The organism is Prolinoborus fasciculus (assembly GCF_056724605.1).
Genome location: NZ_JBWZQN010000022.1, coordinates 39,840 through 48,325, shown reverse-complemented (window position 1 = coordinate 48,325; position 8,486 = coordinate 39,840). Strand labels below are relative to the sequence as shown.

The 8,486-nt window shown below is 42.9% G+C and carries 10 protein-coding genes; 1 reads left to right on the top strand and 9 read right to left on the bottom strand.

Annotated features, from left to right (window positions below):
• Positions 1-276: 276 nt before the first annotated feature.
• Positions 277-1,128: a LysO family transporter gene (locus AC1P5O_RS07290; protein ID WP_318270438.1), complete on the top strand. Its 852-nt coding sequence runs from the start codon at positions 277-279 to the stop codon at positions 1,126-1,128.
• A 435-nt stretch (positions 1,129-1,563) separates the two neighbouring features.
• Here AC1P5O_RS07290 and pyrF read toward each other — a convergent pair whose 3' ends face one another.
• The 9 genes from pyrF to ung form a co-directional block, all read right to left on the bottom strand.
• Positions 1,564-2,244: an orotidine-5'-phosphate decarboxylase gene (gene pyrF / locus AC1P5O_RS07285; RefSeq protein ID WP_004278851.1), complete on the bottom strand. Its 681-nt coding sequence runs from the start codon at positions 2,242-2,244 to the stop codon at positions 1,564-1,566.
• 36 nt (positions 2,245-2,280) lie between these two features.
• Positions 2,281-2,640, bottom strand: coding sequence for a lipopolysaccharide assembly protein LapA domain-containing protein (locus AC1P5O_RS07280; RefSeq protein ID WP_004278852.1), 360 nt, complete (start codon positions 2,638-2,640; stop codon positions 2,281-2,283).
• Between the two features lie 24 nt (positions 2,641-2,664).
• Entirely contained in the window at positions 2,665-2,970 is a 306-nt protein-coding gene (locus AC1P5O_RS07275) for an integration host factor subunit beta (protein WP_004278853.1), read from the bottom strand.
• A 163-nt stretch (positions 2,971-3,133) separates the two neighbouring features.
• Complete coding sequence (rpsA, locus tag AC1P5O_RS07270; RefSeq protein ID WP_499005922.1) at positions 3,134-4,813, bottom strand: 30S ribosomal protein S1; 1,680 nt, start codon at positions 4,811-4,813, stop codon at positions 3,134-3,136.
• Positions 4,814-4,920: 107 nt separating this feature from the next.
• Entirely contained in the window at positions 4,921-5,604 is a 684-nt protein-coding gene (gene cmk, locus AC1P5O_RS07265; protein WP_004278855.1) for a (d)CMP kinase, read from the bottom strand.
• A gap of 17 nt (positions 5,605-5,621) precedes the next feature.
• A complete protein-coding gene (locus AC1P5O_RS07260) occupies positions 5,622-6,053 on the bottom strand; it encodes an SRPBCC family protein (protein WP_004278856.1) in 432 nt (143 codons plus the stop codon).
• 60 nt (positions 6,054-6,113) lie between these two features.
• A complete protein-coding gene (tadA, locus tag AC1P5O_RS07255) occupies positions 6,114-6,629 on the bottom strand; it encodes a tRNA adenosine(34) deaminase TadA (protein WP_004278860.1) in 516 nt (171 codons plus the stop codon).
• Between the two features lie 6 nt (positions 6,630-6,635).
• On the bottom strand, positions 6,636-7,757 hold the full coding sequence (locus tag AC1P5O_RS07250) for an enoyl-CoA hydratase/isomerase family protein (RefSeq protein WP_004278862.1): 1,122 nt from the start codon (positions 7,755-7,757) through the stop codon (positions 6,636-6,638).
• Positions 7,754-8,467, bottom strand: coding sequence for a uracil-DNA glycosylase (gene ung / locus AC1P5O_RS07245; RefSeq protein WP_004278863.1), 714 nt, complete (start codon positions 8,465-8,467; stop codon positions 7,754-7,756). Before ung ends, AC1P5O_RS07250 begins: the two co-directional genes overlap by 4 nt.
• Positions 8,468-8,486 lie beyond the last annotated feature (19 nt).

Sequence of the window (8,486 nt, the reverse complement as noted above, 5' to 3'; positions counted from 1 at the left end):
ACTTCATGTACCACCATCATTTTAAAGGCAAAGCTATAGTCACGTTGTGTACGTTTAACTCGTTGTTCTCGTTTATGTTCCATAAAATAAGTCTCTTAAGGTGTAAACTTATTTCAGGACGGGACAATCGATTATTGAATAAAGTCGCCTAAAAGCTTTTACCATCTGACATCAAGCGGTGGCATAATTTATAGGTAATTTTTTCAATCCATTAAATTTATGCAATCGCTTTGGCTTATCTTTCAGCTTCTATTCTGTCTAGCACTCGGTTTTGCCATGGCAAAACAAATTCCGCTTTCGATTATTAAAATCTGTTTCAAGCTATTGCCCTATTTTAGCTATGTTTTATTGATTGCAATTGCCTTTGAATTTTCACAATTGGTAGATGAATTGCAGCATCCTCTCCAGATTTTGAGTACGTCGATCAGCATTGCCTTTCTGACCTCGCTCGGTGCTTTTGCATTTTGCTATCTACTATTTAAATGGGCAGGTTATCCTCCTAGTTCCGGTCGGGTATCCGTCGACCTGGTGCTTAAATCCCTACTGAACATGAGCTATGCCTTTTTGGCTCTCGCAGGCGGATATTGTTTACATACGGGCTTGAATCTATTTGATCTATCCGTGCAAATCAGCACCTGGCATTTGTTGCTGGTATTTATGTTCATGATTGGCCTGGATCTGGCTTATTCACCTTTAGATCGTTCCTGGTTAAATTTTAAAATTCTCTTAGTTCCGATTGGTTGTATTTTTGGTTCATTATTTGCAGTCATGCTTTATTCATTCTGGAACACCGACATCAGTCTAAAAGATTTGATCATGCTGTCACAAGGCTATGGATTTTACTCAATGTCAGGTGTTGTCGTAACAGAACTTCGAAATGCAGAACTCGGCAGTATCGCGCTAATGAATGACCTGTTTAGAGAAATTTTTGCCATCTTACTCATGTATTGTATGGGCTGGAGATACCCAAGATCCGCCATTTCCGCAGCGGGTGCAACTGCGATGGATGTGACTCTACCGATGGTTAAACAGGCCTGTGGGCATGATTTTATTCCACATGCCATGGTCAGTGGTTTTATTTTGTCACTGTTAGCACCAGTCATGGTGAGTGTACTGGCAGCGATTTAATTACTTTATCACTTTCTCAATCTCACTAAATTCCTCTTTTATAAAGAGGAACTCTCCTCCCTGATTCAGTTTAAAAGCAGAATTTTAAAACGAAGCACAAGCAAGTAGGCCGAGAGGGCTGACTAAAAACTTAAATCAATATCACTTAAGGCATCGCCTACTGTTTCAATAACATCCGAAGCAAGACTGATGGCATCAGATGCCAAACTGACCACATCGATCCCCGCTGTCCGATCTGCTGAGCTTGCCTGCTGTTGTTGCTATTCTTGTTGCTTAAGCTGTTCTGCCTGTTGAATATTTTGAATCACGTCATTCTGTACTTTTTATAATTGTGGTTCAGATGAAGTCATCATTTTTCCTTTTTATTTTATAACCATTTTTTCAATATATAAAAAAAGCCTTTCAACTGAAAGGCTTTTTGTCATTCAAACCGTATTAAAGCGTTGCCAAAATATCTTTCAAAGTCTGACGCATATTTTTAGACTGGGTAATCGGGCGACCAATTACCAGATGTGTTGAGCCATCTAGCATTGCCTGTTTCGGTGTCACAATACGTTTCTGGTCATCTGCATTCGACCCTTCTGGACGAATGCCGGGTGTCACTAATGCAAAGTCTTTTCCAATCGTTTCACGTAACATTTTCGCTTCTTGAGCTGAGCAAACCACCCCATCTAGACCACTGTCTTTTGTCAGTTGTGCCAGACGTTTTACATGCTCATTTGGCTCAATATCCAGACCAATATCTTTCAAGTCTTCACGGCCCATTGACGTCAATACAGTCACTGCAATCAACTGAGTTTTATAATTACCCGCTTGTAAACGCTCTACACAGGTTTCCATCATCTTGCGGCCACCTGAGGCATGCACATTGACCATCCACACACCCAAATCTGCTGCCGCGCATACTGCCTGTGCTGTTGTATTTGGAATATCATGAAATTTCAGATCCAAAAATACATCAAAGCCTCTATCTTGAAGCGCTTTGACAATGATTGGACCTTCATGGGTAAATAACTCTTTACCAACTTTAAGTCGACACAAGGCAGGATCTAACTGTTCTGCAATGGCTAAGGCATCAAATTGGCTTTTGGCATCTAGTGCGACGATGATACTCAAGAGATTACCCCTTCATATAGGCAAAAAATAAGCCCATTATAATGGGCTTTGATTTTCATTGGTAATATCTAATACAGTTTTTTCATGCCGGGTATGGGCTGCTGCTTCAGCGGCCATTAACTTGGCTGTATTCAACTGTTCCTTACGTAGATGTTCAATGTCTTTACGCAGTCGTTTAATTTCCCAATTCGTCTGAAAAACCCGGAAGATCTGAACGCCCAATAACAGGCCCAAAACGACACCTAAAGATAACGTGAGGAGAAGTAATAATCCCAGGCGCATTGCGGGAACTTGAGTAAATAACAAGTCCACTGACAATTCGGTACCGTTTTGCAAAACCAAAGCTAATGAATAACCAAACAGTACCAATAAAAGAATGACCAGAACGTAACGCATGAACACCCCGCAAAATATTTACAATTATTTTTGTGCAGACTCGTTCACAGCGTCACGAAGTGCCTTGCCTGGTTTAAAGTGCGGAACTGCTTTTGCAGCCACTTCTACTGATTTACCAGTTTTAGGGTTACGACCTACGCGCGGTTCACGGTGATGCAATGCAAAACTACCAAATCCACGAATCTCGATACGATTGTCAGTTGATAATGCTTCTATCATTTGATCAATCATAATTTTAACTGCTTCTTCCACTAAAGGCTCAGCCAAATGCGGATTTTTTAACGCAATACGCTCTATTAAGTCAGACTTATTAAGTGCTTCAGTAGTCATCTGCGACCTCTTTAATTATCAAGCTACTTGGGATCTATTTCCCGATAATAACCTGTTTAAATACAAAACGGTAGCGCAATAATTAAATACTACGCTACCGTTTACAGTATTTGTATAAAAAGTATTAGTTAATTTACATTAACAATACAATTCAAACGCTTACTTAGTTGCCCATTTGAGCTTTGATCAGGTCACCAATCGTCTTAGGACCATTGTCTTGACCAGCAGGAGCTGTTTTCAAGTTAGCAACTGCTTCTTTCTCTTCAGCTTCGTCTTTCGCTTTGATAGACAAGTTGATTGCGCGAGATTTACGATCTACGTTGATGATCTTCGCTTCAACTTCTTGACCAACTTCAAGGAACTTAGTTGCATCTTCAACGCGGTCGCGGTTGATTTCAGATGCTTTCAGAGTCGCTTCAACTTCGTCAGCTAACTTAACAGTCGCGCCTTTAGCGTCAACTGCAGTTACAGTACCTTTAACCAACGCACCGCGTTCGTTAGCAGCAAGGAAGTCATTGAACGGATCGTTGTTCATTTGCTTGATGCCAAGGCTGATACGGTTGCCTTCAGCGTCTACAGAAAGGATAACTGCTTCAACAGTGTCGCCTTTCTTGTAACGACGAATCGCTTCTTCGCCTTGTTCGTTCCAAGAAATATCAGACAAGTGAACTAGTCCGTCGATACCGCCTGGCAAACCGATGAAGATACCGAAGTCAGTGATAGATTTGATCGTACCAGAAACTTTTTCGCCTTTGTCGTGATCTTTAGCAAACTCTTCCCATGGGTTAGCACGAGTTTGTTTGATACCAAGAGAAATACGACGACGTTCTTCATCAACTTCAAGAACCATAACATCAACTTCGTCACCAATCTGAACAACTTTAGATGGGTGGATGTTTTTGTTCGTGTGATCCATTTCTGAAACGTGTACTAAACCTTCAACGCCTTCAGCGATTTCAGCGAAACAACCGTAGTCAGTCAGGTTAGTTACGCGCGCTTTAACGATTGAACCTTTAGGGTAACGGTTCATGATCGCTAACCATGGATCTTCGCCAAGCTGTTTAAGACCTAGAGAAACACGGTTACGTTCGCGGTCGAATTTAAGTACTTTAACAGTAACTTCTTGACCCACTTCAACAACTTCTGAAGGGTGCTTGATACGTTTCCAAGCCATGTCAGTGATGTGAAGAAGACCATCAATACCGCCAAGGTCAACGAATGCGCCGTAGTCAGTAAGATTTTTGATCGTACCAGTAACTGTTTGACCTTCCTCAAGCTGAGCAAGAAGAGCTTCACGGTCAGCTGAAGATTCAGCTTCCATAACAGCACGACGTGAAACAACAACGTTGTTACGTTTAGCGTCAAGTTTGATTACTTTGAATTCTAACTCTTTGCCTTCTAGGTGAGTAGTATCACGAATAGGACGAGTATCAACTAAAGAACCTGGAAGGAACGCACGTACTGGACCGATGTCAACAGTGAAACCACCTTTAACTTTACCAGAGATAACACCAGTAACGATTTCGCCGTCTTCAAAGATTTTTTCAAGTTTAGTCCAAGTTTCTGCGCGTTTAGCTTTTTCGCGAGAAAGAACTGTTTGACCCATACCGTTGTCAAGTGCTTCAACAACTACGTCTACAGTGTCGCCAACTTGAACTTCAAGTTCGCGCTGTTCATTTAAGAACTCAGCACGGTCAACAACGCCTTCAGATTTAAGGCCAGTGTCAACAGTTACCCAATCAGAGTCAATGCTTACTACAACGCCCTGGATAACTGCACCCTTTTCAACGTTGAGGTTTAATTCGCTTGCTTCAAAGAGGGCTGCAAAAGATTCGGTCATGATATTTCCGATAAAGTCAGCGGTCTTGGATCAGACAAGGCCGGTTTAATTAAGCATCTACATAGTCCATATAAAACTGATCAAGCTATGCGTTTGCTGATAAAATTGGGTTAATTTGCTAACTGCTGATCCACATAAGTGGTCATCAGCTGGAATACTTCATCGATATTCAAATCTGAACTATCGATAATGTAAGCATCATCCGCAGGCTTGAGTGGAGCGACAGCGCGTTCCGTATCTCGTTTATCGCGAGCGATGATATTAGCTAAAATGTCGCTTATTTTAACATCCAGCCCCATGCCCTGCAACTGCTTTACACGTCTTTGCGCGCGTGATTCAGCCGAGGCCGTCAAATATATTTTTGCCTGAGCATTCGGGAAGATACTTGTCGCCATATCACGTCCGTCTGCTACCAGACCAGGCGCCTGTGCAAAGGCATGCTGACGTGAAACCATCGCTGTTCTAAGCTCAGGAATTGCTGCAACTTTTGAAGCAAACTCTCCTACCCGTTCAGTTCGAATAGTTTGGGACACATCTTCACCATCCAGCCACACCTGCACCCCGGTGTCGGTACTGACAAACTGGATATCTAAATTTGTTGCGATTTGTACGCATTCTGGCAATTTCGTGTCTAGCGAATCCAGCAAATCATGGTGATGCAATGACAAACCCAAAAGGCGGTATAAAGCACCAGAATCCAATAAGTGAAACTGATAATGTGCAGCCAGTTTCGCTGCTAACGTGCCCTTGCCAGACCCACTTGGACCATCAATGGTAATAATTTGAACTGTCATTGCTTTCCCGTTGTTGTTTAAACAGATTTTGCGAGTTTTGTCAGGCCTAGTTTAATCGCTGCCTGTAACTGTGCAAGGATTAATTTACTCACAAAAGGCGCACGTGCCTGCAATTCAATCGTATAAGTTACTAACGTTTTGTCATCAGCCAGTGCTTCAAATTCAATAATGCCTAAATGATGCTTGATCAATGGATTTTTAATAATCTGATATTCGATGCGATTATTTGGCTCGAACAAGGTAATTTGTTCTTTCAGCGGCTTCACTGGACCCACACCCATTGCACGTACTGAACCAAGTCCATCAGGATATTCAGCATCCGCAGAATCCTTGATCCGCTCAACCTGCATCGGCGCGAAGGCAATATTATAGGTGGCATGCTTAGACATTAAATCAAAGACATCATCAAGCGCTGCCGGAAATTCTTTTTTTACTTGAATGCTGTTCATTATTGTTCCTGAAGATTGCAGATATTTGAAAGTAAGCAAATTTTAGCGGATAAAGCAGATTTATTTCTGCGTATTTAATAACTTTTCTTGTAACTTGAGTTCTCGTTTCTGCTCGCGGCGCAACTTAAAAAATGCACTCAGCTGTTCAGAACATTGCTGCTGCATGCAGCCTGCCTGGAAAGGAAATACGTGATTATAATAACCGGTTTCAAACAGTTGACGCGCACTCACCAATGAACCCGCTTTCGCTTCAAATGCACCAAATACCACTCGCGAAACCCGCGAATGCACCAGTGCACCGACACACATGGTGCACGGCTCAAGAGTCACATAGAGCACCGCATCATCAGGTAACCGATAATTTTGGATGTTTTGACAGGCATCACGTAGTGCAACAATTTCGGCATGCGCAGTCGGATCATTCAACGAGATGGGCGCATTAAATCCTTGGCCAATGATCTGATTCTGACTGACGATAATTGCCCCCACAGGAATTTCTCCCTGTGCAGCAGCAAGTGCAGCCTGCTCGTAAGCACGCTGCATCCAGTATTCATCTGTAAATTGTGTTTCGGACATTGAAGCTTAAATCACACCATAATGCTTGAGCAGCTCATTCCAGCTTTCAATAGTCGTAACTGGAGGATTCCCAGACAGGATCCCTTTCAAGCTCATATCTGCACCTTTTTTCCACTCAGGACTAAGGTCTTTGTCGACCAGACGTGCTCGTACACCCTCAACAAAGTCATGATGACGAATTTTCCAGTCTGAGATCTGAACTTCCAGTTCGAAAACTTCATTCCAGGAATGTATCTGCTTACCCCATTGCCACAATAGCCAGGTCAAGGCTGCAGTAGTTGGCGAACCTTTTTTCAGGTTTTCACTGGCCTGACGCAACCAGTCACTGCGTGCGTCACTCAGGCCAATAATCGACTCATAATCATGCTCAAAGTTGATGCCACGGCAAACACTATGAATCACGTCCAGAGAGTTTTGTAGCGGTCCCGGGCCTACCGGACGGTGCATACTGTTCAGGGTGTCATCAATGGCACGGAAGTCACCCGCAGGATAATGCTCCCAGTCGATATTAATGACTTTATCCAACACTGAATCACGCTGTGCATCACAAATATGCGTTGCCCAACCAATCCCATAAGCACCCGCAGCAGTCATGATCGAACCAGTCAAGCCTGTGAATAAACCAATCGCACCACGATCCGCCAGAAAGCGGGTTGCACCCACATCTGGATACAAACCGATATTGATTTCAGGCATGGCCAAACGTGAATATGGCGTCACTAAACGGAAAGGTGCTGCCATAAACAAGCCCAGGCCACCGCCCATCACATAACCTTCACCCCAGACTAAAACGGGTTTGGCATAATTATGCAGTAACAGATCGAGTGCATATTCTTGTTCAAAGAATTTATTGGCAGCCGCGACTTCATCATTAATCACTAACTGACGCAGCTTACGCACATCCCCACCCGCACAGAACGCTTTCGGTGTGGTTGAATCCAGCCAGATGGCTTTGACGCTATCATCATGATGAAAGTCCTGAAATACTTCCAGAAGTGCGGAAGCAATCGATTCATCGAGAGCATGCAAAGATTTCGGGCGATTTAAACGAACGATACGCCAACCATTGTGCGCTTCTTCAACAATCAAATCCGGATGATAATGTTTAGTAAGGGGAGAATATTTCATGCGTCCAGCTGCCAATCTATAGGCTCAATGCCATGTTGTTTGAGGTAGTTATTCGATTTTGAAAATACTTTACAACCAAAAAAACCACCACGGTTTGCTGCCAAAGGCGATGGATGTGCTGCCTTTAACACGAGATGCTTGTCTTGATTAATGCGCTGTCCTTTACGCTGTGCGTATGCGCCCCAAAGAATAAAGACAATATGTTCACGCTGTTCATTTAATACATCAATGACGTGATCGGTAAATTCTTCCCAACCGCGCTTCTGATGCGAAGTCGGCTGACCTGCTTCGACGGTCAGTACTGCATTTAACAGAAGCACACCCTGCTCTGCCCAATGCGTCAAGTCACCATGCTTCGGTCTTTCAACCCCGAGATCAACATGTAACTCATGAAAAATATTACGCAAAGATGGTGGTAATGCAACCCCCTTTTGCACGGAAAAGCTTAATCCATGCGCCTGATTTGGGCCATGATAAGGATCTTGCCCTAAAATTACCACTTTCACCCGATCTAGCGGTGTGGTATTCAAAGCATTAAAAATCAGATGATTGGGAGGATAAATGATTTTATCTGCTTTTTTTTCTTCAACAAGAAATGCTTTTAATTCATCCATTTTCGGACTGAGCAAAAACTCACTCAATCCATATTTCCAGCTTTCATCCAACTGAACTTTATTCAGCTTGGCCAGTTGCTGTTCATTTAAAGACATTCTTCAATCCTAAATCTAT

Excerpts from the sequence above, each read along its gene's own strand:
- AC1P5O_RS07290 (WP_318270438.1), top strand. The coding sequence starts at position 277 with ATGGCAAAACAAATTCCGCTTTCGATTATTAAAATCTGTTTCAAGCTA.
- AC1P5O_RS07280 (WP_004278852.1), bottom strand. The coding sequence starts at position 2,640 with ATGCGTTACGTTCTGGTCATTCTTTTATTGGTACTGTTTGGTTATTCA.
- AC1P5O_RS07275 (WP_004278853.1), bottom strand. The coding sequence starts at position 2,970 with ATGACTACTGAAGCACTTAATAAGTCTGACTTAATAGAGCGTATTGCG.
- cmk (WP_004278855.1), bottom strand. The coding sequence starts at position 5,604 with ATGACAGTTCAAATTATTACCATTGATGGTCCAAGTGGGTCTGGCAAG.
- AC1P5O_RS07260 (WP_004278856.1), bottom strand. The coding sequence starts at position 6,053 with ATGAACAGCATTCAAGTAAAAAAAGAATTTCCGGCAGCGCTTGATGAT.
- tadA (WP_004278860.1), bottom strand. The coding sequence starts at position 6,629 with ATGTCCGAAACACAATTTACAGATGAATACTGGATGCAGCGTGCTTAC.
- AC1P5O_RS07250 (WP_004278862.1), bottom strand. The coding sequence starts at position 7,757 with ATGAAATATTCTCCCCTTACTAAACATTATCATCCGGATTTGATTGTT.
- ung (WP_004278863.1), bottom strand. The coding sequence starts at position 8,467 with ATGTCTTTAAATGAACAGCAACTGGCCAAGCTGAATAAAGTTCAGTTG.